Source organism: Brevundimonas naejangsanensis (assembly GCF_003627995.1).
In the GTDB taxonomy this organism is placed as follows: Bacteria; Pseudomonadota; Alphaproteobacteria; order Caulobacterales; family Caulobacteraceae; genus Brevundimonas; species Brevundimonas naejangsanensis_B.
Genome location: NZ_CP032707.1, coordinates 1,584,376 through 1,607,061, shown reverse-complemented (window position 1 = coordinate 1,607,061; position 22,686 = coordinate 1,584,376). Strand labels below are relative to the sequence as shown.

The window sequence follows — 22,686 nt, the reverse complement described above, 5'->3', positions numbered from 1 at the left end:
ACCTCGCCTTCGGCCGCGATCAGCCCGGCTTGACGTGGGCCTTGATGCAGTCGCGCACGGCGCGCTTCAGGTCGCCGGGCGCGTTGGGCTCGTCCACCCCCTCGGCGGCGAAGACGGCGCGCACCGCCGCGTCCAGCCCCTTGGGCAGGGCCGCGACGACCTTCTTCTGCCCCTTCTCGTGCAGGCAGAAGCCGACCTGGGTGCACAGGTCGGCGAACATGGCGTCGAAGTCGGGGGCGGAAGTCGTCATCACACTCAGGCTTTCAGCCGCTCGGCGTGGAAGGCCACATGGTCGTCCACGAAGCTGGCCATGAAGAAGTAGGAGTGGTCATAGCCCGGCTGCATGCGCAGGGTCAGCCCCTGCCCCGCCTTTTCCGCCGCCGCCGTCAGCAGTTCCGGCTTCAGTTGATCGGTCAGGAAGGAATCGGCGTCGCCCTGATCCACCAGGATGTCGTCGAATACGCCTTTCGCCGCCCCGCTCTCGATCAGCAGGGCTGCATCGTGTTTCGCCCATTGCGCCCGGTCCTCGCCCAGATAGGCGGTGAAGGCCTTCTCGCCCCAGGGGCAGCGCGTCGGCGAGGCGATCGGCGCGAAGGCCGAGACCGACTTGAACAGCTCGGGATGACGCAGGGCCAGGGTCAGCGCCCCGTGCCCGCCCATGGAGTGGCCGAAGATCGAGCGCGTCTTCGTGGTCGGAAACTCGGCGTCGATCAGGTCGATCAGTTCGCCGGTGACGTAGCTCTCCATGCGGAAGTGCGGCGCCCACGGCGCCTGCGTCGCATCAACATAGAAGCCCGCGCCCTGGCCCAGGTCATAGGCCGGATCGTCGGCCACCCCTTCGCCGCGCGGCGAGGTGTCGGGCGCCACGATGATGACGCCGTGTTCGGCGGCGGCCTTATAGGCCCCGGCCTTGGTGGTGAAGTTGTCCTCGGTGCAGGTCAGGCCCGACAGCCAGATCAGGACCGGGAACGGCCCCTCGCCCGCGGGCGTGAAGACCGACAGGGTCATCGACGTGCCCGTGGTCGCGCTGTCGTGCTTCAGATAGCGCAGCGTGCCGCCGTGGACGATGTGGGTCTTGGTCGTTTCCATAACTCGTTCTTTCCAGACTGGCGGAACTGCTGATCAGCGCGCCGCGTTGCGGGCCTGCCCCGCAAGATGAACCCCGTCGGTCAGGCCGCCCTGACACTGGAGAATGTGATGCATAAATTCGTCATTGAACGCGACATGCCCGGCGCCGGCGCCATGTCTCCCGCCCAGTTGAAGGAGGCCTCGCGCGCGTCGCGCGACGTCCTGCAGCAGATGGGTCCGCAGATCGAATGGGTCGAAAGCTTCGTCACCGACGACCGGATCTACTGCGTCTATACGGCGCCCGACGAGGCGACGATCCGCCGCCACGCCGAAGCCGCGCACATGCCCGCCGACCGCATCTCCGAGGTGCGCGCGGTGATCAATCCCTCGACCGCCGACGCCCCCGCCTAAGACTCAGCCCGGCCGGCTCAACCCGGCCGGTGAACGGCGCAGATCTTGTTGCCCGAAGGATCGCGCAGATAGGCCAGGTGCATGACGCCGAAGGGGGTCTCGCGCGGGCCCGCCGGGTCCTCGATAGCCACGCCGCCCGCCGCGACGCCGGCCTCGGCGAAGGCGACGACCGCTTCCGGGCTGGCCGCGGCGAAGCCGATGGTGCCGCCGTTGGCGTGGCAGGCGGCCTCGCCGTCGATCGGCTTGCCCACGGCGAAGGCGCCGCGAGAGGTGCGCCACCAGTAGCGGCCCCTGGGATCGGCCGCGCCGGGCTCCAGGCCCAGGGCCCCGAACACGGCGTCATAGAATTTGCGCGACGCCTCGACGTCGTTGGCGCCCAGGGTGATGTGGGTGAACATGAGCTTCCTCCCGCGATGATGCGCCCGGAAGGTTCGCCGGGCGCCGCAACCTAGGTCGACTAGGTTTCGTTTGGCAACGCTCCTCCTTAGAAGACGATGACCGAACGGATGCTCTTGCCTTCGTGCATCAGGTCGAAGGCCTTGTTGATGTCTTCCAGACCGAAGGTGTGGGTGATCATCGGATCGATCTCGATCTTGCCGTCCATGTACCAGTCGACGATCTTCGGCGTGTCGGTCCGGCCGCGCGCGCCGCCGAAGGCCGAGCCCTTCCAGACGCGGCCGGTGACCAGCTGGAACGGACGGGTCGAGATCTCCTTGCCCGCCTCGGCCACGCCGATGATGATGCTCTCGCCCCAGCCGCGGTGGCAGGATTCCAGCGCCTGGCGCATGACGTCGATGTTGCCGGTGCAGTCGAAGGTGTAGTCGGCGCCGCCGTCGGTCAGGCGCACCACCTCGGCCACCACGTCCGAGACAGTCTTCGGGTTGATGAAGTCCGTCATGCCGAAGCGACGGCCCCACTCTTCCTTGTCGTTGTTGATGTCGACGCCGATGATCTTGTCCGCGCCGACCATCTTCAGGCCCTGGATGACGTTCAGGCCGATGCCGCCCAGACCGAACACCACGCAGTTGGAGCCCGGCGTCACCTTGGCCGTGTTGGTCACCGCGCCGACGCCCGTGGTCACGCCGCAGCCGACGTAGCAGGCCTTGTCGAACGGCGCGTCCTTGCGGATCTTGGCCAGGGCGATTTCGGGCAGCACCGTATAGTTCGAGAAGGTCGAGCAGCCCATGTAGTGGGCGATCGCCTGGCCCTTGTAGCTGAAGCGCGAGGTGCCGTCGGGCATCAGCCCCTTGCCCTGGGTGGCGCGGATCGAGGTGCACAGGTTGGTCTTGCGCGACAGGCACGACTTACACTGGCGGCATTCCGGCGTGTACAGCGGGATCACGTGATCGCCGACCTCGACCGAGGTCACGCCCGGCCCGACTTCCACCACCACGCCCGCGCCCTCGTGGCCCAGGATCGACGGGAAGATGCCCTCGGAGTCCAGGCCGTCCAGCGTATAGGCGTCGGTGTGGCACACCCCGGTCGCCTTGATCTCGACCAGCACCTCGCCCCAGCGCGGACCTTCCAGATCGACCTCGACGATCTCGAGCGGGCGTTTGGCTTCGAACGCGACGGCGGCGCGGGTCTTCATGATGTTTGGTCCTTCGGATGTCTCTATCGCTCGCCGCGCGGCGGCTCGCTGCTTGAGAGACAGGAGGCTGGAGGGTGACGGAATTGGCGTCTGTTCTACGCCGGTCGCGGCGGCGTCGAAACGGCGACAACCGCAAAACATTATTGCCGCTCGGCAACAATCATGATCGAACGTCCCGATGAGCCGCTGGGACGGGATCGACGAATTCACCGCTGTCGCCGAACAGGCCAGCTTCTCGGCCGCCGCCCGGCGCCTGGGCCTGTCCACCTCCGCCGTCAGCCGCGAGATCGCTCGGCTGGAGGACCGGCTGCAGACCCGCCTGCTGCACCGCACCACCCGCCGGGTCGAGCTGACCGACGCGGGCCGCGACTTCCTGGCCCGCTGCCGCCGCCTGATCGACGAGCGCGACGAGGCCCTGGCCGCCGTCCAGCCCGACGATCAGGCTCCGCGCGGCCTGCTGCGGATGACCTGCTCGGTCTCCTACGGCGAGCGCTTCATCGCCCCCGCGGTCAACGCCTTCGCCCGCCAGAACCCCGAACTGAGGATCGAGCTGGATCTCGACAATCGGCTCAGGGACCTGGTCGGCGACGGCTATGATCTGGCGGTGCGGTTCGGCCACCTGACCGACTCCCGCCTGATGGCGCGGCGGCTGGCCTCGCGCCGGCTGATCCTGTGCGCCAGCCCCGACTATCTGGCCCGGCGCGGCGCCCCGCGCGACCTGTCCGAGATCGCCAGCCACGACGGCCTGATCGGCTCGGCCGAGCACTGGCGCTTCACCGAGGCTGGGCGTGAAGTGTCCTTGCGCCCCACCGGCCGCTGGCGCTGCAACTCCGGCGCGGCGGTGCTGGATGCGGCCCTGCAGGGCCTCGGCCTGTGCCAGCTGCCCGACTTCTACGTCGCCGAGGCTTTGGCGTCGGGTGCCCTCGTCTCCCTGCTCGACGACCAGCGCCCGCCCGACGAAGGCGTCTGGGCCGTCCACCCCCACCCCCGCCACGTTCCACCCAAGGTCCGCGCCATGATCGACTGGCTGCACGAAAGTCTCGCCCAAAGGAGCCCCGCATGAACCTTGTCGTCCTGACCGGCGCCGGCGTCTCGGCCGAGAGCGGGGTGCCGACCTTCCGCGCCTCGGACGGCCTGTGGGAGGGGCATCGCGTCGAGGCGGTCGCCACGCCCGAGGGCTTCGCCGCGAACCCGGCCCTGGTGCAGGACTTCTACAACCAGCGGCGACGGCAACTGGCGAGCGTCCAGCCCAACGCCGCGCACCGGGCCCTGGCCGATCTGGCGGCGCGGTGGACGGGCGACTTCCTGCTGGTGACGCAGAACGTCGACGACCTGCACGACCGGGCGCACCTCGAGACCCCGCCCGCCTCGGGGTTCGAGCTGATCCATATGCACGGCGAGCTGAAGAAGGCACGCTGCACGGCGTCGGGCGTCGTCTGCGACTGGGACGGCGATCTGGAGGCCGCCCACGTCTCGCCGCATCACCCGCGCGGGGTCCTGCGCCCGCACATCGTCTGGTTCGGGGAGATTCCGCTGGAGATGGAGCGGATCGAGCGGGCGCTGGCGCGGTGCGACCTGTTCGTCTCCATCGGCACTTCGGGCGCGGTCTATCCGGCGGCGGGCTTCGTTCAGCTGGCGCGCATGGCGGGTGCCCGGACGGTGGAGATCAATCTGGAGCCGACGCAGGGCGCGTCCCTGTTCGACGAGGGCGTCTATGGTCCCGCCAGCGAGACCGTGCCGGCCTTCTTCGGCGCGCTCTAAGCCCTCGGCCCGAACAGGATGATCGCGGCACCGATCAGGCAGACCGCGCCGCCGATGACGTCCCAGCGGTCCGGCGTCGTCTTCTCGACCAGCGCCATCCACGCGAGCGAGGCGACGATATAGACCCCGCCATAGGCCGCGAACGCCCGCCCCGCGGCATCCGCCGGAACCAGCGCCAGCAACCACGCAAAGGCGATCAGGCTGAGCACGCCCGGGACCAGCCACCACGGCGAGCGGTCCAGCTTCAGCCAGGCCCAGAAGGCGAAGCAGCCGCCGATCTCGGCCAGGGCGGCCAGGGGATAGACCAGAACCGTCTTCATCCGCGCTCCTTCACGGCGCCGACATCATGTCAGCGTCTCGCCCCCCCCCGCCGTCATCCTCGGGCTTGACCCGAGGATCGAGCGTAGAGGCGCGCTCTTCCTGGCCGATGTCGCGCAAGTGGAAAACCCGATCCTCGGGTCAAGCCCGAGGATGACGGAGCGTGAGCGAGGATGACAGAGAATGAGGCGATAACGGGAGTGAGAGCCCGCCTACTCCCCCTTCTTCGCCGCCTCCGCCCGTTCGGCCGCCAGCTTGGCCAGCACCCGCCCCCGCCCCTTGGCCAGGGCGTGGATGGCGCCGCGCAGGGTGGCGACCTCCTGCTCGGTGAAGGCGGCGCGGCCCAGCATGACGCGCAGGTTCTGGCTCATCGAGCGCTTCTTCTCGGGCGGATAGAAGAAGCCGCCGTTGTCCAGCTCCGCCTCCAGATGCTCGTACATGCCGACCAGCAGGTCGTTCGAGGCGGGCGGCTCGCCTTCGCGGAAGCGCGGCGGCGGGGCGTCCAGGATCAGGGTGCGCCACTCATAGGCGTTGATCGCCACCGCCTGGGCCAGGTTCAGCGAATGGTGCCGGGGGTCGATCGGAATGGTGGTGATCCCGGCGCACAGGGCGATGTCGGTCGTCTCCAGTCCCGCGCGCTCGCCGCCGAACAGCAGGCCGGTCTTCAGCCCCGACGCCGTGTCGTCATACAGGATGCGGGCGCTCTCGCGCGGGGTGCGCACCGGCTGGCGCGTCTCGCGCGGGCGGGCGGTGGTGGCGAAGACGGTGTTCAGGTCGGCGATGGCCTCGGCCACGCTGTCGAAGACGCGCACGCCCTCCAGCACCCAGTCGGCGCCCGAGGCCGTGGCCCAAGCGCGGTCCTGGGGCCAGCCGTCGCGCGGGCTGACCAGGCGCAGCTCCGACAGGCCGAAATTGGCCATGACGCGGGCGACCGCGCCGATGTTGTCGGCCATCTGCGACTTGTCGAGGATGACGACGGGGGGCGTGAGTTCAGTCATGGGCGGTCTTTAATCCTTCTCCCCTTGCGGGAGAAGGCGCTCAAGCAGCCGCAGGCGTTAGCGCAGAAAACTTCCTTCTCCCCTTGCGGGAGAAGGTGGCTGTCCTCGGGCTCGTCCCGAGGACAGACGGATGAGGGGTCGCGCTGTCGCTGACCGCCTCATCTGGCTCAAGTCTCGAGAAACCCCTCATCCGAGCCCTTCGGGCCCACCTTCTCCCGCAAGGGGAGAAGGATTCTAAGATCAGTCTTCGCCGACCAGCGAGGTCCACGGATCGACGCGGCCGGCCTCGACCTCGGCGACCTTGACGGCCGGCCAGCCGATGCTGCTGCTCGCCGACACGCGCCAGGCGGCCGACACGAAGTCGCGCAGCTCCGCCGCTCCGGCGGCCAGCCGCTCGTTGACGAAGACGGCGCCGCGCGGGTCCGTGTCCTTGAAGGCCCCGGCCTTCTCCATCCGATAGAAGGGGATGACCGTCGCCAGGGTGGCGTTCAGGTGCGCGGCCGTGCGGACGCGCACGTCGAAGCCCTCGACGTTCATCGGCGCCATGGCCGCCTCGACCGCATCCAGACGCAGGGTCCGGCTGGTGAAGGCGCCTTCGAACTCGCCGTGGGTGCGGCGCGAGGTGGTGAAACGCTCAGGGTTGGCCTCGCCCGCCCAGCCGTTGAAGTGGATGCTCGTGTGATGCGGCTGGGCCCCGTCGCCGACGAAGTGGCTCAGCACCCCGATGTCGCGCAGGATCAGTTGCTCGCGGCGCTCGCGGTCGGCGCGGTACCAGGCCTGCTTGGACAGGTCCGTCTCGCGCGCCTCGGCGGCGGTCAGCACGCGCCAATAGGCGAAGTCGCGCTCCAGGTTCTGCCAGGCGTCCATGATGGCGTAGGGCAGGTAGCCCGCCTTATCCACGTCCAAGCCCGCGCGGGTCAGGGCGGCGTCGTATTCCGACTTCAGGCGCGGCAGGTCGGCCAGGGTCATGCCGCGCGCGTCCATCACCCGGCCCTGGTCGTCCATGTCGACGAAGTGGGCGGTGTCGCGCTCGCGGTCGTGCGGCTGGCCCGCGCCCTTCCAGCGGTCGGGCTCGCGCGAATATTCGCCGACGTCGGCGGCGGCGTCGGCGGTGCGCAGGAAGGCCGGCAGGTCGCCCGGCAGGGCCCGCATGGCCGCCACGCCGATCACCCGATGGCCCGAACTGCCCCAGGCCTCGACCTGAACGGCGGGCGCCGCGACCAGCATCACGGCGGCGGCGGAGATCATCAGACGTTTGACTTGACGGTTCATGGAAGCGGCGCCGGCGAAAAATTGGGAAGAGGAAACGACGGCTTATCCCATTCCCGGCCGCGCCTCCACCCGTCGCTTCCGGCCGCCCCGACGCCGATCACGCGGCCGTTATCTTGAGGAGCGCGTCAGCTTTTCTTGCCAATAAAGTGTTAGCTCGACCATTCAAGTCGTTAACGATAGAGACTCATGATAAAGTATAGAAATCAATACAGGTGAATATTTCGATCGTATAGTCATAATGGTCTGTCACAACACGGCGATCGACTAGCCGCATTCAGGCCTCATGGCCGCCCGATACAGCGGATGATCTCATTTGCCGCAATTATGCCGCAATTGACCGTCAAAAACCCGTCGCCGGCGCGTGTTGGGACCGGTGCTTCCACGAGTTTGATCGATGCTGAGCACGGCCGCCGCGCTTGCCATGCTATGGACGATGGCCTTCTCCGGTTCCGGAGAGCCTGTCCCATACGACGCCGCCGTCGCTCGCGACGCGGCTGTCCTGGAAACCGCCGCGACGGCCCCCGGTTCCATCGAGTCCTCGGAAACAGATCTTTCGCCCGAACAGCTCGAGCTGATGGAAGGCGACCCCGACTGGCGCGCCTCGGCCCGCCTTTATCACGCCGGCGGCGGCGGGGCGACGGGCAACGATTCCCTGGGCTGCCGTCCGGTGCCGATGCGCACCGTCGCGGTCGACCCGCGCGTCATCCCGCGCCGCACCAAGCTGTTCATCCGCGAGACGGTCGGCCTGCGCCTGGCCAACGGCGAGGTGCACGACGGCTATTGGTACGCTTCTGACACGGGCGGCGCGATCAAGGGCGCCAAGATCGACCTCTACACCGGCCACGGCCGCGGCTCGATGCGCCAGGCCCAGGGCCTGAACATGAAGACCCTGACCATCGCCGACGCGGGCGATTTCGACGGCTGCCCCCCGGCGTGGGAGACGGCCTCGAAGTAAGGCCCTAGGCCTGACGACAAAAAGGGCGGCCGGATCGAACCGGCCGCCCTTTTTCGTTCTCCTCCCGACGCAGTGGGGAGGTGGATCGGCGGCGAAGCCGACGAGACGGAGAGGCTTCTCCTCCCTACGTAGTGGGGAGGTGGCGCGACGCCGAAGGCGACGCGACGGAGGGGCTTCTTGGTTCCGACGCCCCGGCCCCTCCACCACTTCGTGGTCCCCCTCCCCATTTCATGGGGAGGAAAGCGCCGTCAGAACTTCCGCTTGCCGCTGACCGTCTCGAAGAACAGGCGGAAGTCGCCCATCAGGCTCCACAGCGGATATCTGAACGTCGCCGGCCGGTTCTTCTCGAAGAAGAAATGCCCGACCCAGGCGAAGCCGTAGCCGACCACCGGCATGGCCGGCAGCCACCACGGGTTCCGCGTCGCCAGGAAGGCCGCGAAGGCCGCGATCACCAGCCCGGTGCCGACCACATGGATGCGGCGGCAGGTCCGGTTGGCGTGCTCATGGATGTAATAGGGGTAGAAGGCCTCGAACGAGGCGTATCGCCCTTCGGGTTGCTCGATGCTCATGACCCCAGCCTGCCCCCGGATCGCGCCGGGGGCAAGTTCTGGCGGCTTGTCATCCCGGAAGCGGCGCAGCCGCTATCCGGGACCGCCCAAGCGATCAGGCCCGCTTGGCCTTCGGCCCCTTGGCGAACGGCTTGCCGCCCGCCTTGAAGTCCGGCTTGCCCTTGAAGCCCGCCTTGGGCTTGAACGGCTTCTTGTCGCCCTTGTCCTTGAAGCCCGGCTTCTTGGCGAAGCCGCCTTCGCCCGGCGCCGCGTCGGCGCGCGCAGCGTAGGGCTTCTTGAAGGGACGCTCGCCGCCTTCACTGCGGCCTGCGTCGCCCTCGGGGCTCCACGGCTTCTTCTTGAACGGCGGACGGGCCTGGCCGTCCTCGTCGCGACGGAAGGGCTTCTTGGCGAAGGGGCGGGCCTCGCCGTCGCGCTCGACATTGCGGTTGCGCGCGCCCTTCATCGACCCGGGCGTCGGCGCCTCGGACGGGGTGATGCGAGCCTCTTCCTTGCTCTGGGCGGCGGCCGCGCGGAAGGCGTCGGCGTGGCTAAGAGCGATCTCGAAGCGCGTCTCTTCCGGGAAGGTGCGGATCGAGCCGATCTGCTGCTTGGTCACGCCGCCGATGCGGCAGATCAGCGGGATCAGCCATTTGGGATCGGCGTTGCGGTTGCGGCCGATGTCCAGGCGGAACCAGGTGACCTCGTCCGGCTGCAGACGGTCGCCCGGCCACGGCGCGGGGGCGTAGTCATCGCCGCCGGCCGCATCGCGCTCGCGGCGCGGCTTGCGCTGCGGGCCTTCGCCCGGATCGGTCAGGTCTTCCGGCGCGGGCAGGTTCTTGCGCAGCAAGACCAGCAGGGCGCGGGCCAGATCGTCCGGCGTGCGCTCCTTGACCAGCTTTTCGACCAGACCCGCATCCTCGTCCGAACCTTCCTCGGCGAAGACGGGCGCGGCCAGCAGGCGCTGTTCGTCCTGGGCGCGGATCTCGTCGGCGGTCGGCGCGCCGGACCAGACGGCCTCGACCCCGGCCGAGCCCAGCAGCATCTCGGCCTTGCGGCGACGGCTGTGCGGCACCAGCAGGACCGAAATCCCCTTCTTGCCCGCGCGGCCGGTGCGGCCCGAGCGGTGCAGCATGGTCGCCTTGTTGATCGGCAGTTCGGCGTGGATCACCAGGCCCAGGTCGGGCAGGTCCAGACCGCGCGCGGCCACGTCGGTGGCGACGCAGACGCGGGCGCGGCGATCGCGCAGGGCCTGCAGCGCCTCATTGCGCTCGCGCTGGCCCATCTCGCCCGACAGCGACACCGAGGCGAAGCCGCGCTCCTGCAGCGAGGCCTGCAGGTGACGCACCGAATCCCGCGTCGAGCAGAAGACCAGCACACCTGGCGCCTCGAAATAGCGCAGGACGTTGACCACGGCGCGCTCGATCTCGTTCGGCGCGATGCGCATGGCGCGATATTCGATGTCGTTGTGCGGCTGGCTGCGGTCGACGGTGTCGATGCGCACCGCGTCCTTCTGATAGCGCTTGGCCAGGATCGCGATGTCGCGGGCGATGGTGGCCGAGAACAGCAGGGTGCGGCGCTCTTCCGGCGCCTGTTCCAGGATGTATTCCAGGTCCTCGCGGAAGCCCATGTCCAGCATTTCGTCGGCTTCATCCAGCACGACGACGCGGGCGGCCGACAGGTCCAGAGCCCCGCGGTCGATATGGTCCTTCAGGCGCCCCGGCGTGCCGACCACGACGTGAGCGCCGTAGTTCAGGGCGCGCGCCTCCTTGCGGGCGTCCATGCCGCCGACGCAGGTGACGATCTTGGCGCCCGCCTCGGCATAGAGCCACTCCAGCTCGGCCGCGACCTGCAAGGCCAGTTCGCGCGTCGGGGCGATGGCCAGCATCAGCGGCGTGTCCGCCTGGCCGAACCGCTCGTCCTCGCCCAGCAGGGTCGGCGCCGCGGCCAGGCCGAAGGCCACCGTCTTGCCCGAGCCGGTCTGGGCCGAAACCAGCAGGTCCGCCTCGCCATGGCCTTCCAGAACGGCGGCCTGAACCGGCGTAGGCTCAAGGTAGCCCTTGTTCAGCAGGGCGCGGTCAAGCGCGGGATGGATGGCGGGAAAGGGCATGAAGGGCCTGAAGTTCAGATGCGAGGCGACCGTCTAAACGGCCGCGCCCGGCGAGGCGTCGCGGCCTGCCGGGCGTCGGGGAAGGCGCTCCCTATACACGAATAAGGGCCGGGGTGGGGCCGAATCGCATAAAATCTACCGGCGTTCACCACGTCCGTTGATCGGGCGTTGACCACGCGGCCCGCATCATGGTCGGGCTCCAACCTGCGACAGCCGAGGACCGCCCATGATCCCGCCGCTCAGCACCGCCGCCGCCGGCATGCAGGCCGCCTCGGCCCGACTGGAAAGCAGCGCCCGCCGCGTCGCCTCGGGCGAGATGGAGAACTACGCCATCGAGGCGGTCGAACAGATCCGCGCCAAGAGCGACTTCTCGGCCAACGCCGCCGTGGCCCGCACGGCGGACGATATGGCGGGGACCCTGCTCGACATCCTGGTTTGACGCCCCCGGAGCGCCACCGCGAACGATCGGCCGCGCCGCGCGTTGTCCCCGCACGTCGCGCGCAGGAGGACGCTCATGGCCCAGTCCCGTCCCGGCCCCTCGGGCCGGTCGACCATCTTCATGCAGGTCCATCCCTATCAGGGCGGCGACCTGATCCTGGCCTCGCCCTCGGTCGATGCTGACGGCTGGCTGTCGGCCGTGCACAGCCAGGCGGAAGACGCCTCCTCGCCGCCTCTGAGCTGGAGCGGCCCCCTCGGCGCCGCCAGCTACGCCCTGGTGGTCGAGGATCCCGACGCCCCGCGCGAGGAGCCGGCCCTGCACTGGCTGCTGTGGAACATCCCCGGATCGACGACCGCCCTGCCCGGCGACATCGAGGCCGGCTTCCACCCCGCCGCCACGCCCGGCATGATCCAGGGCCGCAACAGCCGGGGCGAGCACGCCTGGCTGGGCATGGCCCCGCCCCCCGGCGAAACCCACCGCTACCACTTCCAGCTGTTCGGCCTGGACCGGCGGCTGCACCTGCCGGTGGACACGCCCCTGGCCGAGGTTCTGCACGTGCTGAAGGCCGCCACCCTGTTCAAGGGCGAACTGATCGGCCGCTTCCGGGGACCGGTCGACGTCGGCGACGCCGCCTCCCCGGCGCGCACCGGCTCCTACGGCGTCGATCCGGCGGTCGACCATGTGACCCGCGCCGAGGAGGCCGCCGGCCGCGGCCCGCTGGATTCCGGCGACATCGACCGCCACGCCCCCCACGACCCCGAGGGCGTGGTGCGCCCGCGCGGCGGCGAACCGCCCGACCCCAAGCGGCCGTTCCGCCTCTAGGCCGCGGCGCGTGACATCGCCGCCCGTTCCCGCCACCTTGCCGACCGACGTAAGCCTGAAAGAGAGACGACGACGATGAGCTACATCACTGGCTTCCTGACCCCGGTTAAGACCGAGAACAAGGACCGCTACATCGAATCCGCCCGCGTCGCCTGGCCCCTGTTCAAGGGCTACGGCGCCCTGGCCCATGTCGAGAACTGGGGCACGGACGTGCCGGACGGCAAGCTGACCAGCTTCCCCATGGCGGTGAAGCTGGAAGACGGCGAGGTCGTGGTCTTCTCCTGGCTGGTCTGGCCCGACAAGAAGACCGCCGACGACGCCTGGGCCAAGATGGAGAAGGACCCCGCCTTCGCCGACATGGACATGCCCTTCGACGGCAAGCGCATGATGTGGGGCGGCTTCGAGACGGTGTTCGAGGAGCGCTGACGCCTTAGGGCAGCAGCATGCGCCGCATCGCCTCGACGTCGGCGAACATATGATCCGGCGCGCGCGCGGCGAGGGCCTCCGGCAGGGTATAGCCCCAGGCCACCGCCCCCGCAGCCGTCCCGGCGTCGCGCGCCGCCTCGATGTCGCGGATCTCGTCGCCGACGCACAGCGCGTCCGACGCCGCCACGCCGGTCCGCTTCAACAGGGCCCTGAACTTGGCCGCCTTGCCGAACAGCGACGCGCCGCAGTCGAAATGATCGATGCTCGCCGCCGCCTCGCCGAGTACGGCGCGCACCGATTCGTCGCTGTCGGAACTGACGATGGCCGTCTCCACCCCGGCTGCCCGCAGGTCGGCCAGGCAGGCGGCGGCGCCGGCGAACAGCGGCGTCGAGGCGGCGGCCGCCAGCTTCTCGCGCCGCATATGGCTGACGATGCGAGGCAGGCGCCAGGCGGGCACCTTCATCCGTGCGATGATCTCACGCGCCGATAGGCCGCGCAGCGCCTCCATCTCGTCGGGCGTCAGCCGGGCGAAGCCAAAGCGGTCGGCCATGTCACTGAAGACGGACCGGAACCACGGCAGGGAATCGGCCAGGGTGCCGTCGAAGTCGAAGATGACGAGGCGATAGGGGGGCATGGCGGGGGTCATGAAAAAGGAGGCGGCGCCGTCCCCGGTGCCGCCCCCGTCTCATCGGTTCGCTATCAGCTGTCCAGGAAGGACCGCAGCCGACGCGAGCGCGACGGGTGCTTCAGCTTGCGCAGGGCCTTGGCCTCGATCTGACGGATGCGTTCGCGGGTCACGCTGAACTGCTGGCCGACTTCTTCCAGGGTGTGGTCGGTGTTCATGCCGATGCCGAAGCGCATGCGCAGGACGCGCTCTTCACGCGGGGTCAGCGAGGCCAGCACGCGGGTCGTCGTCTCGCGCAGGTTCGACTGGATCGCGGCGTCGATCGGCAGGATGGCGTTCTTGTCCTCGATGAAGTCGCCCAGGTGGCTGTCTTCCTCATCGCCGATGGGCGTCTCAAGGCTGATCGGCTCCTTGGCGATCTTCAGCACCTTGCGGACCTTCTCCAGCGGCATGGCCAGGCGTTCGGCCAGCTCCTCCGGGGTCGCCTCGCGGCCGATCTCGTGCAGCATCTGGCGCTGGGTGCGGACGATCTTGTTGATCGTCTCGATCATGTGCACCGGGATGCGGATGGTGCGCGCCTGGTCGGCGATCGAGCGGGTGATCGCCTGACGGATCCACCAGGTGGCGTAGGTCGAGAACTTGTAGCCGCGGCGGTACTCGAACTTGTCGACGGCCTTCATCAGGCCGATGTTGCCCTCCTGGATCAGGTCCAGGAACTGCAGTCCGCGGTTGGTGTATTTCTTGGCGATGGAGATCACCAGGCGCAGGTTGGCCTCGACCATCTCCTTCTTGGCCTGACGGGCCTCGCGCTCGCCCTTCTGCACCATCTGGACGATGCGGCGATAGTCGTCGATCGGCACGCCCGCCTCGGTGGCCACGGCGGCGATGTGGGCGCGGATGTCGGCGATCTGGGTCGACTCGTTCTCGCTGAACTTGGTCCAGCGCACGCCCATCTCCTTGATGCGCTCGGCCCAGGTCGGGTCCATCTCCGAGCCGAAATAGGCCTTGAGGAACTCGGGCCGCGAGATGCCGTAGCCGTCGGCCAGGCGCAGCAGGCGGCCTTCCTGGCCGATCAGGCGCTTGTTGATGGCGTAGAGCTGCTCGACCAGCGCCTCGATGCGGGCGTTGTTCAGCTTCATCGTCTTCAGACGGTCCGAGATCGCCGTCGACAGGGCCTCATAGGTCTTCTGGTCCTTGGCGGTCAGAACCTCGCCCTTCAGGCGCGCCTCGACCAGCTTGTCCTGCAGCTTGCGGAAGTCGCCGAAGTCGGCGGCGATGGCGTCCAGAACTTCCATGACGCCGTCGCGCAGCTCGGCCTCCAGGGCCGAGATCGACATGGCGCCGCCGTCGTCGAAGTCCTCGTCGTCGTCCTCTTCGCCGTCGCCCTCGGGCTCGCCCGTCGGCTGGGCCGGGGCCGGCTGGTTGTGCGGCAGGGAGGCGGGGTTCAGGATGCCGTAGGTGGCGTCCAGGTCGATCACTTCGCGCAGCAGGATGCGGTTGTTGGCCAGTTCCTCGCGCCACACCATGATGGCCTCGAAGGTCAGGGCGCTTTCGCACAGGCCCGAGATCATGGCGTCGCGGCCGGCCTCGATGCGCTTGGCGATGGCGATTTCGCCTTCGCGGCTCAGCAGCTCGACCGTGCCCATTTCGCGCAGATACATCCGCACGGGATCGTCGGTGCGGTCATAGGCGGCCTTGGCCGGAGCCTCGGCGATCGAGGTCTCGGCGGCGGCGGCCACGTCGGTGCCGGTCGCCTCGACGGCGTCCTCCTCGGCCTCGACGACGTTGACGCCCATTTCCGACAGCATGGCCAGGGTGTCTTCGATCTGGTCCGGCGTGACTTCCTCGGACGGCAGGACCTTGTTCAGCTCCTCCATCGTGACGTAGCCGCGCGCCTTGGCCTGACGAATGAACTTCTTGACGCCGGCGTCGGTGAGATCGAGCAGGGGCCCGTCGGAGTTGACTTCAGTGTCCTGCGTCTCGGTCTGCGCGCTCATTCATTTCTCCACGGCCGTCCAGGGGGCGATCAAACCCCTGCGGCTAAAATACAACGCCTGACGACTTCCTTGGTTACGAAGTCGCTGCATCTTCCCAAATCGTTCCGGTCTTGATGGCTCGCCGCAGGGCATCGCGCTCGGCCTTCACCAAAGCGAAAGCCGAGTTATCGAAGGCCCGATGAGCCTCCGACTTCGCCGACGCCAGCGCCTCGTCCAACGCCGCTGCGCGGGTCAGAGCGTCGAACGCTTGCGACCACCGGATCCTCGCCTCGCCGAGGGGCTTGTCTGCAGCCAGGAATGGCGCGCCGGACTTCGCCGCCGCCTTCTCGACCTCGTGCATCAAGGCATCATGACCCGATTGGGCCAGATGGCGGCGCAGGGCGGCAGAGTCAAGGGTCCGGCTCCCTCAATGAACGGTCATCTCCGAATCCGTCCATATCTCTCCGCTGGAAATGTACCTCTCCAGAGCATCGCGCTGCCCCTTGAGTCCCCCAAAAGTCACCAAATCGAAATCGGCATCACGTTTCAGCTCCGTCAACGCCCGATTCAACGCCAACGCTTGCAGCAACGCATCAATTGCTCGCCTGAGCGATTTCTCCGCCTCCTCCAAGGAGATACCCGTCTCTAGAAACGGCGCATGCGCAATGCTTGCAGTCCGATCAACTCGCTTCAAAATGCCATCATGACCGAGAGCACGCAGTCGAGAACGCAGAAGCCCATCACTCATGGACGACACATCATAAGTGATCCGAACCAAATCACCTAACAAACGATCAAGATCAGGATCACCAAAGCTCTGCGTACCCAAAACCTCCGCGCGTTCGGAGATAATAGAAGGATAAGAAATCAATCCTTCAATCACCGCAGACATTATAGGCTTAGGCGCTTGTGAAAGACTTTTCGCAGCTAGCCTTGCCTCCGGCGTCACATCCATGATCGCCTGCGCTTGGCGAGCCTTACGGTCTCTATAAATGACGCGATGGGCTTGCTTTTTTTCCTGCTCGGTAGGCCTGACTAGCTGGTAAAATGCGCCAACGAGATAATCTTTATAGGTTTTTGAAAGATCAGGATCCGCGATGGTCGCAGCAGCCTTCCTGAGTCGAACTAATAAAGATGCTTCCTTTTCAGGTGTATCCAATGCCCCAACATCGAAGCACTCTTTTTCAAATAATTTCTTCGAGAAAGGAACGGTTTGCTGCATAGCTTCACGTAAAGCCGCAGCGCCTTTTTCTCGCAGCATATCGTCAGGGTCGAGTCCACCCGACAACGTCACAAATTGGAAGCTACGCTCTGGCTTCAATAGCGGGAGCGCTCTTTCAACAGTTCTAGCCGCCGCTCGCTGCCCGGCTCCATCACCATCGAAACAAAGAGTGGGCTCCGCACTAGTGCGCCACAAAAGCCCCATTTGCTCTTCGGTAAGCGCTGTCCCCATAGGCGCTACTGCTGCGATCCCGGCTCTCTGGCAAGCAATCACATCCATGTAGCCCTCAACAACTACAATCCCCTGCTCGCCCCGTTTCTCTACGCCCAGGATGCGCCGCGCCTCGGGCAGGCCGTAGAGGGTCGCCCCCTTGTGAAACAGCGAGGTCTCCGGCCCGTTCAGATATTTGGCCCGGTCGTCGGGGTTCATGGCCCGGCCGCCGAAGCTGACGATGCGCCCGCGCGCGTCCAGGATCGGGAACATCAGCCGGTCGCGGAAGCGGTCATAGGGCTGGCCCCCGCCTTCCGGCGCGATCAGCAGCCCCGCCTCGACCAGATCGCCCGGCCGCGCCCCGCGCTGGATCAAGGCGGCCTTCAGTCCCTCGCGGTCGTTGGGCGCATAGCCCAGGCCGAAGCGCTCCCACTGGTCCTCGGGCAGGCCGCGCTTTTCCAGGTATTCGCGCGCCGCCTTGCCGACGTTGCGGCGCAGATTGGCCGCGAACCACTTCTGGGCCAGGTCCATCCAGTCGGCCAGACCCTGGCGCTTCTGCTCGCGCTCGGCGGCCTGGGGGTCCTCGGCGGGCAGTTGCATCCCAGCCTCGGCGGCCAGGCGGCTGACCGCCTCGACAAAGCTCAGCCGCTCCGTCTCCTGCAGGAAGCTGATGACGTCGCCGTGCTTGCCGGACGAGAAATCGTGGAAGAAGCCCTTGTCATCGTTGACGAAGAAGCTCGGCGACTTCTCCTTCGAGAAGGGGCTCAGGCCGACGTATTCGCGTCCCTGACGCTTGAGCTTCACCGTCCGCCCGATGATGTCGGACGGCCGAAGGCGCGCCTTCAGCTCCTCGATGAACCGCTCGTCGAACCGCAAAATAGACCCCTGCACTCCCCCTCAGTCAGGGGGAGGGTCCCCTACCTTAGAACGTCGGGCTTCGCCACGCCAACAGCCTCCTCTTTCCGGCTGGCTCGCACTGGGCTTTAAGTCCCCCAGCCTTGCCGGAGTCCTCGCGACGATGCGCCTTCTTCGCCTTCTGGCCCTGATCCTGCTGCCGACGGCCGCCCTGGCCCTGGGCGCCTGCCAGACCATGCCGCGCCCGGCCTTCCAGGCGGCCGACCTGGCCGCCGCCAGTCCGCCGTGGCGCTACGACTTCCTGTCGCAGGAGGCCCGCGACCGCTTCGTGCGCGAGACGCTCGACGCCAGCCAGGCGACCACCGACGGGACCTTCGACATCCTGGCCCTGTCCGGCGGCGGGGCTAACGGCGCCTATGGGGCGGGCGTCATGGTCGGCTGGAGCCAGGCCGGCGACCGGCCCGATTTCGAGGTGGTGACGGGGGTCTCGACCGGCGCCCTGATCGCCCCCTTCGTCTTCGCCGGCCCGGCGTTCGACCCGGACCTGCGACACGCCTACACCAGCGGCCAGACCGACCGGCTGTTGCGCTCGCGCGGCCTGTTCGCCCTGATCTTTCCGGGCGTGTTCAAGCCCGAGCCCCTGACCAATCTGGTGGTCGACAACGTCACCCCCGAACTGCTGGACGCCATCGCCGCCGAGCATCGCAAGGGACGGCGCCTCTATGTCTCGACCACCAGCCTGGACGCCCAGACCCAGGTCGTCTGGGACATGGGCGCCATCGCCCAGCGCACCGACCCGGCCTCGCGCCTGCTGTTCGTCAATGTGCTGATCGCCTCGGCCAGCATCCCCGGCGCCTTCCCGCCCGTCCTGCTGGACGTCGCCCATCAGGGGCGGCGCGTCCAGGAGCTGCACGTCGACGGCAGTACGGTCTCCAGCTTCCTGGTCGTGCCCCAGGCCCTGTTCCTCGGCAGCGGGCCGATCAGCCGCCCCCTGGACGACGCCCGCATCTGGATCGTCGTCAACGGCAAGTCGGAGCCCCGCTTCGAGGTCGCCCGCATCTCGGCCGTCGGCATCGCCGCCCGCAGCTTCGACACCATGGTGAAGGCCTTGCAGCGCTCGGATCTGATCGCCGTCACCCAGTTCGCCCGCCGCTACGGCGTGACCCTGTCGGTCGCCGCCATTCCCGACGAGACGCCGGCGAACACCCTGGACTTCACCCAGGCCCACATGACCGCCCTGTTCCAGGCGGGCGAGGCCCAGGCCCGCGCCGGCCGCGCCTTCGAGACCCAGGTCGCCCCGGTCCAGCCGCGTCCGCCGCGCTTCACGCCGACGCCGTCCGATCCCGAGAGCTGACGGCTCAGCGCAGCTCCGGCAGGCGCCGCGCCAGGGAGTCCTTCAACTTGCGGCCGCGCTCGGACAGGGTCTTGGCGCGACGCCGCTCGCGCACCTCCAGACCGCCGCCCCAGCGGGCGCGCATGGCGGCCATCAGGGCCGGGTGGCGGTCATACTGGTGCACGATCGGGCTGACGCCGCCGTCGGGGTTCACGATCCGCCCCATCCCGTCCAGCGACAGGACCTCGCCCGGCGTCAGGCCGATGGTGGCGATCCGGCCGTAGTTGGCCTTCACCTCGCCCTCCACCAGGCCCAGGTGCAGGGCGATGTTGCAGGCCGCCTGGTCGGCCCCGAAGGCGCCGCCGATCTCCGAGCGGGGAATGGCCGCCAGCATCAGCAGGGTGCGGCAGAAGCGGATCATGCACTCGCGCGGCCCCATGACGGTGCCGACGCAGACGCAAGGGCGGTCGGCCAGGGCGCGCGCCACGTCCTCGCCGCCGACGCCGCGCAAATACTTCATGTTGAAGGCATGGCCCTTCAGGCCGCCGTCGTATTCGACGTAGAACTCGGACGTCCGGGGCGCCGGGTCGAAGGGCGGCGCCTGGAACACCACGTCGCGCACGTCGGTCAGCAGGACGTTGCGCGCCCAGGGCCGCGCGCTCATCAGGGCGTCGAAGGCGGCGAACCGCTGCATCACCGGATGCGGCCGCCAGGCGCCGCCGACGGACGCGGGCGGGACCGACTCCACCCCGTGCTCGGCCAGGAAGGCCAGCAGCGCCGGCGCCTGATCGGTCACCAGGACCACCGCGCCGCCATAGACGGCGCGCAAGGAGCGCACGAAGATCGCCACGTCCGCGGCGTCATAGCCGGTGGCGTAGCCCAGGATCAGATCATGCTCGCCCGCCGCAAAGGTCGGAGAGGCCCCCCTCTCGCCCGCGATCGCGGCGGCGACCCAGCCCAGATAGGCTGACTTCGCCGCCGGTGAACCCATCTTAGGCTCCCATGGAATCCACGAAACGCTTGAACAGATAGAGGCTGTCGGTCGGACCCGACGAGGCCTCCGGGTGATGCTGGACGCTGAACACCGGCCGGTCCTTCAGGGCGATGCCGCAGTTGGTCCCGTCGAACAGGGAGACGTGGGTCTCGACCACCGCCTCGGGCAGGCTGTCGCGGTCGACCGAGAACTCGTGGTTCATCGACACGATCTCGACCTTGCCCGTGGTCAGGTCCTTGACCGGATGGTTGGCGCCGTGGTGGCCCTGCTCCATCTTCATGGTCTTGGCGCCCAGGGCGATGGCCAGCATCTGGTGGCCCAGGCAGATGCCCATCAGCGGCTTGCCGCTGTCCAACAGCTTCTTGATCTCGGGCACGGCGTACTGGCCGGTCGCGGCCGGATCGCCCGGACCGTTCGACAGGACCACACCGTCGGGATTGCGGGCCAGGATGTCCTCGGCCGTGGTCGAGGCGGGGACCACGGTGATCTTCACCCCGGTCGAGGCCAGGGCGCGCAGGATGTTGCGCTTCACGCCGTAGTCGACGACCACCACCGACTTGTCGCCGGCCTCGGGCCTGGCGTAGCCGGTCGGCCATTCCCAGGCGCCCTCGGTCCATTCGAAGGCCTGGGTGGTCGAGGCGTCCTTGGCCAGGTCCAGGCCGACCAGGCCCTTCCAGTCGCGCGCCTGGGCCGTCAGGGCCTCCAGGTCGAACTGGCCGTCGGGATCATGGGCGATGACGGCGTGCGGGGCGCCCTTCTCGCGGATCAACTGGGTCAGGGCGCGGGTGTCCACGCCCGCCAGGCCGATGACGCCGCGCGACTTCATCCAGCCGTCCAGGTTGCCGGTGGCGCGCCAGTTGGCCGGCTCGGTCGGCACGTCGCGGAAGATGACGCCGCGGGCGGCGCGCTCGGGCGCCTCGCCGATCTGCTCGACGTCTTCCAGGTTCACGCCGACGTTGCCGATATGGGGGAAGGTGAAGGCCAGGATCTGGCTCATGTAGGAGGGGTCGGTCAGGATTTCCTGATAGCCGGTCATGGCGGTGTTGAAGACCACCTCGCCGACCGCCGAACCGGAGGCGCCGACGCCGATCCCCGACAGGACCGTTCCATCTGCGAGCACGAGGACGCCGGTGGCGCCGGACAGGATGTGAGTCGTCATGGCGCAGGGCTCCTAGCAGTGAATACGGGCGGACAAACGGCGGCGTGACTAAAGAGATGCAGGGGCCGGGTCAACACGTCGCCTGATTAAGTGTTCTGGAAGCGTCCCTGGCCCTTGCGGACCCACAGCCAGGCCAGGCTGGTCACCGCGAAGAAGCCCACGCTGGGCCAGATGTAGCCGCCCGCCGCCGCCGCCACGGCGAAGGCCGAGAAGACGGCGCCCGCCACGGCCAGCGCCCGCCAGCCCGCCTTGGCCGTCAGCTTCCACAGCGTCACCGAGCACAGGGCGTAGAGGCACAGGGTCAGCACCGAGGTCACCCCGATCAGCACGCCGAACTGCTGCCCCAGGGTCGGCTGGGCGCTGGCCACCACCATGGCGCTCATGAGGGCGCCGTTGATCAGGGGATTGCTCACGGGGGTGCGGCCCTTCTTCGCCCCGCCGAACCAGCGCGGCAGCCAGCCCTGCTCGGCCGAGGCGCGCGCCGTCTCGCCGCCCATCATGGTCCAGCCGGCGATGGTGCCGGTCGCCTTGATGACGGCGCAGGCCGCCACCAGGCCCGCCACCGAGGCCCCCATGACCCGCGCCACCAGGTCGGCGTAGGGGCTGGTCGAATGGGCCAGGACGTCGGCCGGAATGACGCCGAACACGGCCGCGCTGGCGGCCACATAGACGACGAAGGCCAGGCTCACCCCGCCCAGGGAGGCCCGCCCCACGTCGGTCGCCGGGTTCTTGACCAGGCTGGACAGGGCGGCGGCGCTCTCGACCCCCAGGAAGGCCCAGAAGATGATGGCCAGCGAGGCCGGGACCGTCTTGAGCAGCGGCTCGCCCGCCGGGCTCCAGGAGGCGGCGAAGGTCTCGCCGCTGAAGGCGATGACGCCGGCGATGATGGCCAGGACGATCGGAATCAGCCCCAGGACCAGGGTCACGGCCCCGAACCGCGCCGCCGTCCTCGACCCCGCCGCATAGGCTGCCGTGGTGATCCAGATCAGGATCAGGTTGCTGACCGCGCCCCACAGAGGCTCCTTCAGCGCCGGGATGAAGAAGGCCAGGTAGCCGGTGCCCGCCACGGCCACGGCGACATTGCCGGTCAGGCAGGCGGCCCAATAGGCCAGCCCGGTCTGATAGCCGATGAAGCGGCCCATGCCGCGCCGGGTGAAGTCCGACAGGCCGTCCGCGTCCGGCTGCATCCGCCCCAGGCCGCCGAACACCAGGGCCAGGGTCACCGCCCCGACCCCGCACACCAGCCAGCCGATGATGCTGCTGCTGCCCGTCGGCGCCAGGGTGGCCGGCAGCAGATAGACGCCCGACCCGATCATGTTGCCCGCCACCACAAGGGCGGCCAGACCCCAACCGATGCGGCGCGACGGTTCAGGCAGGACGTCCAACTGGCTCATACGCGCCCTTTACTCGGGAATTCGCGCGCTGTCCCATGCGAATACGCCGCCGCTGTCCGCCGGCGTCAGCCCCTCGATCACCGTCAGCAGGCTGGCGGCGGAAAAGGCGGGCGAGAACAGCTTCTCGGGCTTGACCCCGCGCTGGAAGGGCGCGCTCAGGGCCGTGTCCACCGTGCCCGGATGCAGGCCCGCGACCACC

At 68.3% G+C, this 22,686-nt stretch carries 25 protein-coding genes; 8 read left to right on the top strand and 17 right to left on the bottom strand.

What is annotated here, in order from left to right; genetic code table 11:
• Window positions 1–19: 19 nt before the first annotated feature.
• Window positions 20–250, bottom strand: a complete 231-nt coding sequence (locus D8I30_RS07580) for a hypothetical protein (RefSeq protein WP_121483441.1) — start codon at window positions 248–250, stop codon at window positions 20–22.
• 5 nt (window positions 251–255) lie between these two features.
• Window positions 256–1,089, bottom strand: coding sequence for an S-formylglutathione hydrolase (gene fghA, locus D8I30_RS07575; protein ID WP_121482202.1), 834 nt, complete (start codon window positions 1,087–1,089; stop codon window positions 256–258).
• 108 nt (window positions 1,090–1,197) lie between these two features.
• Here fghA and D8I30_RS07570 point away from each other — a divergent pair, with 108 nt between their 5' ends.
• Window positions 1,198–1,479: a DUF4242 domain-containing protein gene (locus tag D8I30_RS07570; protein ID WP_121483440.1), complete on the top strand. Its 282-nt coding sequence runs from the start codon at window positions 1,198–1,200 to the stop codon at window positions 1,477–1,479.
• Window positions 1,480–1,496: 17 nt separating this feature from the next.
• On the opposite strand, the gene D8I30_RS07565 is transcribed toward D8I30_RS07570, so the two are convergent.
• Together D8I30_RS07565 and D8I30_RS07560 are read right to left on the bottom strand one after the other, a co-directional pair.
• Window positions 1,497–1,877 carry a VOC family protein gene (locus D8I30_RS07565; protein ID WP_121482201.1) on the bottom strand — a complete coding sequence of 127 codons (381 nt, stop codon included), beginning with the start codon at window positions 1,875–1,877 and terminating at the stop codon, window positions 1,497–1,499.
• An 86-nt stretch (window positions 1,878–1,963) separates the two neighbouring features.
• Complete coding sequence (locus D8I30_RS07560) at window positions 1,964–3,070, bottom strand: S-(hydroxymethyl)glutathione dehydrogenase/class III alcohol dehydrogenase (RefSeq protein ID WP_121482200.1); 1,107 nt, start codon at window positions 3,068–3,070, stop codon at window positions 1,964–1,966.
• Between the two features lie 178 nt (window positions 3,071–3,248).
• Between D8I30_RS07560 and D8I30_RS07555 the strand changes: the two genes are divergently transcribed.
• Both D8I30_RS07555 and D8I30_RS07550 read left to right on the top strand, forming a co-directional pair.
• Window positions 3,249–4,133, top strand: a complete 885-nt coding sequence (locus D8I30_RS07555; RefSeq protein ID WP_121482199.1) for a LysR family transcriptional regulator — start codon at window positions 3,249–3,251, stop codon at window positions 4,131–4,133.
• On the top strand, window positions 4,130–4,831 hold the full coding sequence (locus D8I30_RS07550) for an NAD-dependent deacylase (protein ID WP_121482198.1): 702 nt from the start codon (window positions 4,130–4,132) through the stop codon (window positions 4,829–4,831). Before D8I30_RS07555 ends, D8I30_RS07550 begins: the two co-directional genes overlap by 4 nt.
• Here D8I30_RS07550 and D8I30_RS07545 read toward each other — a convergent pair.
• The 3 genes from D8I30_RS07545 to D8I30_RS07535 all read right to left on the bottom strand — a co-directional run bounded on the left by D8I30_RS07545 (window position 4,828) and on the right by D8I30_RS07535 (window position 7,419).
• On the bottom strand, window positions 4,828–5,151 hold the full coding sequence (locus tag D8I30_RS07545; RefSeq protein WP_121482197.1) for a YnfA family protein: 324 nt from the start codon (window positions 5,149–5,151) through the stop codon (window positions 4,828–4,830). The two genes, D8I30_RS07550 and D8I30_RS07545, sit on opposite strands and share 4 nt — an antisense overlap.
• A 210-nt stretch (window positions 5,152–5,361) precedes the next feature.
• Complete coding sequence (locus D8I30_RS07540; RefSeq protein ID WP_121482196.1) at window positions 5,362–6,147, bottom strand: RNA methyltransferase; 786 nt, start codon at window positions 6,145–6,147, stop codon at window positions 5,362–5,364.
• Window positions 6,148–6,387: 240 nt separating this feature from the next.
• Complete coding sequence (locus D8I30_RS07535) at window positions 6,388–7,419, bottom strand: S1/P1 Nuclease (RefSeq protein WP_121482195.1); 1,032 nt, start codon at window positions 7,417–7,419, stop codon at window positions 6,388–6,390.
• A 394-nt stretch (window positions 7,420–7,813) separates the two neighbouring features.
• Here D8I30_RS07535 and D8I30_RS07530 point away from each other — a divergent pair, with 394 nt between their 5' ends.
• Entirely contained in the window at window positions 7,814–8,374 is a 561-nt protein-coding gene (locus D8I30_RS07530; RefSeq protein WP_121482194.1) for a 3D domain-containing protein, read from the top strand.
• Window positions 8,375–8,622: 248 nt separating this feature from the next.
• Here the strand turns inward: D8I30_RS07530 and D8I30_RS07525 are convergent, their stop codons facing one another.
• Both D8I30_RS07525 and D8I30_RS07520 read right to left on the bottom strand, forming a co-directional pair.
• Window positions 8,623–8,943 carry an Mpo1-like protein gene (locus D8I30_RS07525; protein ID WP_121482193.1) on the bottom strand — a complete coding sequence of 107 codons (321 nt, stop codon included), beginning with the start codon at window positions 8,941–8,943 and terminating at the stop codon, window positions 8,623–8,625.
• A gap of 94 nt (window positions 8,944–9,037) precedes the next feature.
• On the bottom strand, window positions 9,038–11,032 hold the full coding sequence (locus tag D8I30_RS07520; RefSeq protein WP_121482192.1) for a DEAD/DEAH box helicase: 1,995 nt from the start codon (window positions 11,030–11,032) through the stop codon (window positions 9,038–9,040).
• 226 nt (window positions 11,033–11,258) lie between these two features.
• On the opposite strand from D8I30_RS07520, the gene D8I30_RS07515 reads away from it, so the two are divergent.
• From D8I30_RS07515 to D8I30_RS07505, 3 genes are all read left to right on the top strand, one after another.
• Complete coding sequence (locus D8I30_RS07515; RefSeq protein ID WP_121482191.1) at window positions 11,259–11,471, top strand: flagellar hook protein FlgE; 213 nt, start codon at window positions 11,259–11,261, stop codon at window positions 11,469–11,471.
• A 75-nt stretch (window positions 11,472–11,546) separates the two neighbouring features.
• Window positions 11,547–12,293 (top strand): YbhB/YbcL family Raf kinase inhibitor-like protein, encoded by a 747-nt coding sequence (locus D8I30_RS07510; RefSeq protein WP_121482190.1) that lies wholly within the window; start codon window positions 11,547–11,549, stop codon window positions 12,291–12,293.
• A 75-nt stretch (window positions 12,294–12,368) separates the two neighbouring features.
• A complete protein-coding gene (locus tag D8I30_RS07505) occupies window positions 12,369–12,719 on the top strand; it encodes a DUF1428 domain-containing protein (RefSeq protein WP_121482189.1) in 351 nt (116 codons plus the stop codon).
• Window positions 12,720–12,723: 4 nt separating this feature from the next.
• Here the strand turns inward: D8I30_RS07505 and D8I30_RS07500 are convergent, their stop codons facing one another.
• The 4 genes from D8I30_RS07500 to dnaG form a co-directional block, all read right to left on the bottom strand.
• The gene (locus tag D8I30_RS07500) at window positions 12,724–13,353 is read right to left on the bottom strand and encodes an HAD hydrolase-like protein (protein WP_121483439.1); all 630 of its coding nucleotides are present in this window, start codon (window positions 13,351–13,353) and stop codon (window positions 12,724–12,726) included.
• Window positions 13,354–13,418: 65 nt separating this feature from the next.
• Entirely contained in the window at window positions 13,419–15,341 is a 1,923-nt protein-coding gene (gene rpoD / locus D8I30_RS07495) for an RNA polymerase sigma factor RpoD (protein ID WP_121482188.1), read from the bottom strand.
• A 73-nt stretch (window positions 15,342–15,414) separates the two neighbouring features.
• Complete coding sequence (locus D8I30_RS07490) at window positions 15,415–15,681, bottom strand: hypothetical protein (RefSeq protein ID WP_240387174.1); 267 nt, start codon at window positions 15,679–15,681, stop codon at window positions 15,415–15,417.
• Window positions 15,682–15,747: 66 nt separating this feature from the next.
• Window positions 15,748–17,628, bottom strand: coding sequence for a DNA primase (dnaG, locus tag D8I30_RS07485; RefSeq protein ID WP_121483438.1), 1,881 nt, complete (start codon window positions 17,626–17,628; stop codon window positions 15,748–15,750).
• Between the two features lie 142 nt (window positions 17,629–17,770).
• Between dnaG and D8I30_RS07480 the strand changes: the two genes are divergently transcribed.
• Complete coding sequence (locus D8I30_RS07480; RefSeq protein WP_121482187.1) at window positions 17,771–18,961, top strand: patatin-like phospholipase family protein; 1,191 nt, start codon at window positions 17,771–17,773, stop codon at window positions 18,959–18,961.
• Between the two features lie 4 nt (window positions 18,962–18,965).
• Here D8I30_RS07480 and D8I30_RS07475 read toward each other — a convergent pair whose 3' ends face one another.
• The 4 genes from D8I30_RS07475 to D8I30_RS14725 all read right to left on the bottom strand — a co-directional run bounded on the left by D8I30_RS07475 (window position 18,966) and on the right by D8I30_RS14725 (window position 22,685).
• On the bottom strand, window positions 18,966–19,931 hold the full coding sequence (locus tag D8I30_RS07475; RefSeq protein WP_121482186.1) for a hypothetical protein: 966 nt from the start codon (window positions 19,929–19,931) through the stop codon (window positions 18,966–18,968).
• Between the two features lies 1 nt (window position 19,932).
• Complete coding sequence (gene carA, locus D8I30_RS07470) at window positions 19,933–21,093, bottom strand: glutamine-hydrolyzing carbamoyl-phosphate synthase small subunit (protein ID WP_121482185.1); 1,161 nt, start codon at window positions 21,091–21,093, stop codon at window positions 19,933–19,935.
• A gap of 86 nt (window positions 21,094–21,179) precedes the next feature.
• Window positions 21,180–22,487 carry an amino acid permease gene (locus tag D8I30_RS07465; RefSeq protein ID WP_121482184.1) on the bottom strand — a complete coding sequence of 436 codons (1,308 nt, stop codon included), beginning with the start codon at window positions 22,485–22,487 and terminating at the stop codon, window positions 21,180–21,182.
• Between the two features lie 9 nt (window positions 22,488–22,496).
• On the bottom strand, window positions 22,497–22,685 hold the full coding sequence (locus D8I30_RS14725) for a hypothetical protein (RefSeq protein ID WP_240387173.1): 189 nt from the start codon (window positions 22,683–22,685) through the stop codon (window positions 22,497–22,499).
• Between the last annotated feature and the right edge of the window lies 1 nt (window position 22,686).

Excerpts from the sequence above, each read along its gene's own strand:
- D8I30_RS07580 (WP_121483441.1), bottom strand. The coding sequence starts at position 250 with ATGACGACTTCCGCCCCCGACTTCGACGCCATGTTCGCCGACCTGTGC.
- fghA (WP_121482202.1), bottom strand. The coding sequence starts at position 1,089 with ATGGAAACGACCAAGACCCACATCGTCCACGGCGGCACGCTGCGCTAT.
- D8I30_RS07570 (WP_121483440.1), top strand. The coding sequence starts at position 1,198 with ATGCATAAATTCGTCATTGAACGCGACATGCCCGGCGCCGGCGCCATG.
- D8I30_RS07565 (WP_121482201.1), bottom strand. The coding sequence starts at position 1,877 with ATGTTCACCCACATCACCCTGGGCGCCAACGACGTCGAGGCGTCGCGC.
- D8I30_RS07560 (WP_121482200.1), bottom strand. The coding sequence starts at position 3,070 with ATGAAGACCCGCGCCGCCGTCGCGTTCGAAGCCAAACGCCCGCTCGAG.
- D8I30_RS07555 (WP_121482199.1), top strand. The coding sequence starts at position 3,249 with ATGAGCCGCTGGGACGGGATCGACGAATTCACCGCTGTCGCCGAACAG.
- D8I30_RS07550 (WP_121482198.1), top strand. The coding sequence starts at position 4,130 with ATGAACCTTGTCGTCCTGACCGGCGCCGGCGTCTCGGCCGAGAGCGGG.
- D8I30_RS07545 (WP_121482197.1), bottom strand. The coding sequence starts at position 5,151 with ATGAAGACGGTTCTGGTCTATCCCCTGGCCGCCCTGGCCGAGATCGGC.
- D8I30_RS07540 (WP_121482196.1), bottom strand. The coding sequence starts at position 6,147 with ATGACTGAACTCACGCCCCCCGTCGTCATCCTCGACAAGTCGCAGATG.
- D8I30_RS07535 (WP_121482195.1), bottom strand. The coding sequence starts at position 7,419 with ATGAACCGTCAAGTCAAACGTCTGATGATCTCCGCCGCCGCCGTGATG.
- D8I30_RS07530 (WP_121482194.1), top strand. The coding sequence starts at position 7,814 with ATGCTGAGCACGGCCGCCGCGCTTGCCATGCTATGGACGATGGCCTTC.
- D8I30_RS07525 (WP_121482193.1), bottom strand. The coding sequence starts at position 8,943 with ATGAGCATCGAGCAACCCGAAGGGCGATACGCCTCGTTCGAGGCCTTC.
- D8I30_RS07520 (WP_121482192.1), bottom strand. The coding sequence starts at position 11,032 with ATGCCCTTTCCCGCCATCCATCCCGCGCTTGACCGCGCCCTGCTGAAC.
- D8I30_RS07515 (WP_121482191.1), top strand. The coding sequence starts at position 11,259 with ATGATCCCGCCGCTCAGCACCGCCGCCGCCGGCATGCAGGCCGCCTCG.
- D8I30_RS07510 (WP_121482190.1), top strand. The coding sequence starts at position 11,547 with ATGGCCCAGTCCCGTCCCGGCCCCTCGGGCCGGTCGACCATCTTCATG.
- D8I30_RS07505 (WP_121482189.1), top strand. The coding sequence starts at position 12,369 with ATGAGCTACATCACTGGCTTCCTGACCCCGGTTAAGACCGAGAACAAG.
- D8I30_RS07500 (WP_121483439.1), bottom strand. The coding sequence starts at position 13,353 with ATGCCCCCCTATCGCCTCGTCATCTTCGACTTCGACGGCACCCTGGCC.
- rpoD (WP_121482188.1), bottom strand. The coding sequence starts at position 15,341 with ATGAGCGCGCAGACCGAGACGCAGGACACTGAAGTCAACTCCGACGGG.
- D8I30_RS07490 (WP_240387174.1), bottom strand. The coding sequence starts at position 15,681 with ATGCACGAGGTCGAGAAGGCGGCGGCGAAGTCCGGCGCGCCATTCCTG.
- D8I30_RS07480 (WP_121482187.1), top strand. The coding sequence starts at position 17,771 with ATGCGCCTTCTTCGCCTTCTGGCCCTGATCCTGCTGCCGACGGCCGCC.
- D8I30_RS07475 (WP_121482186.1), bottom strand. The coding sequence starts at position 19,931 with ATGGGTTCACCGGCGGCGAAGTCAGCCTATCTGGGCTGGGTCGCCGCC.
- carA (WP_121482185.1), bottom strand. The coding sequence starts at position 21,093 with ATGACGACTCACATCCTGTCCGGCGCCACCGGCGTCCTCGTGCTCGCA.
- D8I30_RS07465 (WP_121482184.1), bottom strand. The coding sequence starts at position 22,487 with ATGAGCCAGTTGGACGTCCTGCCTGAACCGTCGCGCCGCATCGGTTGG.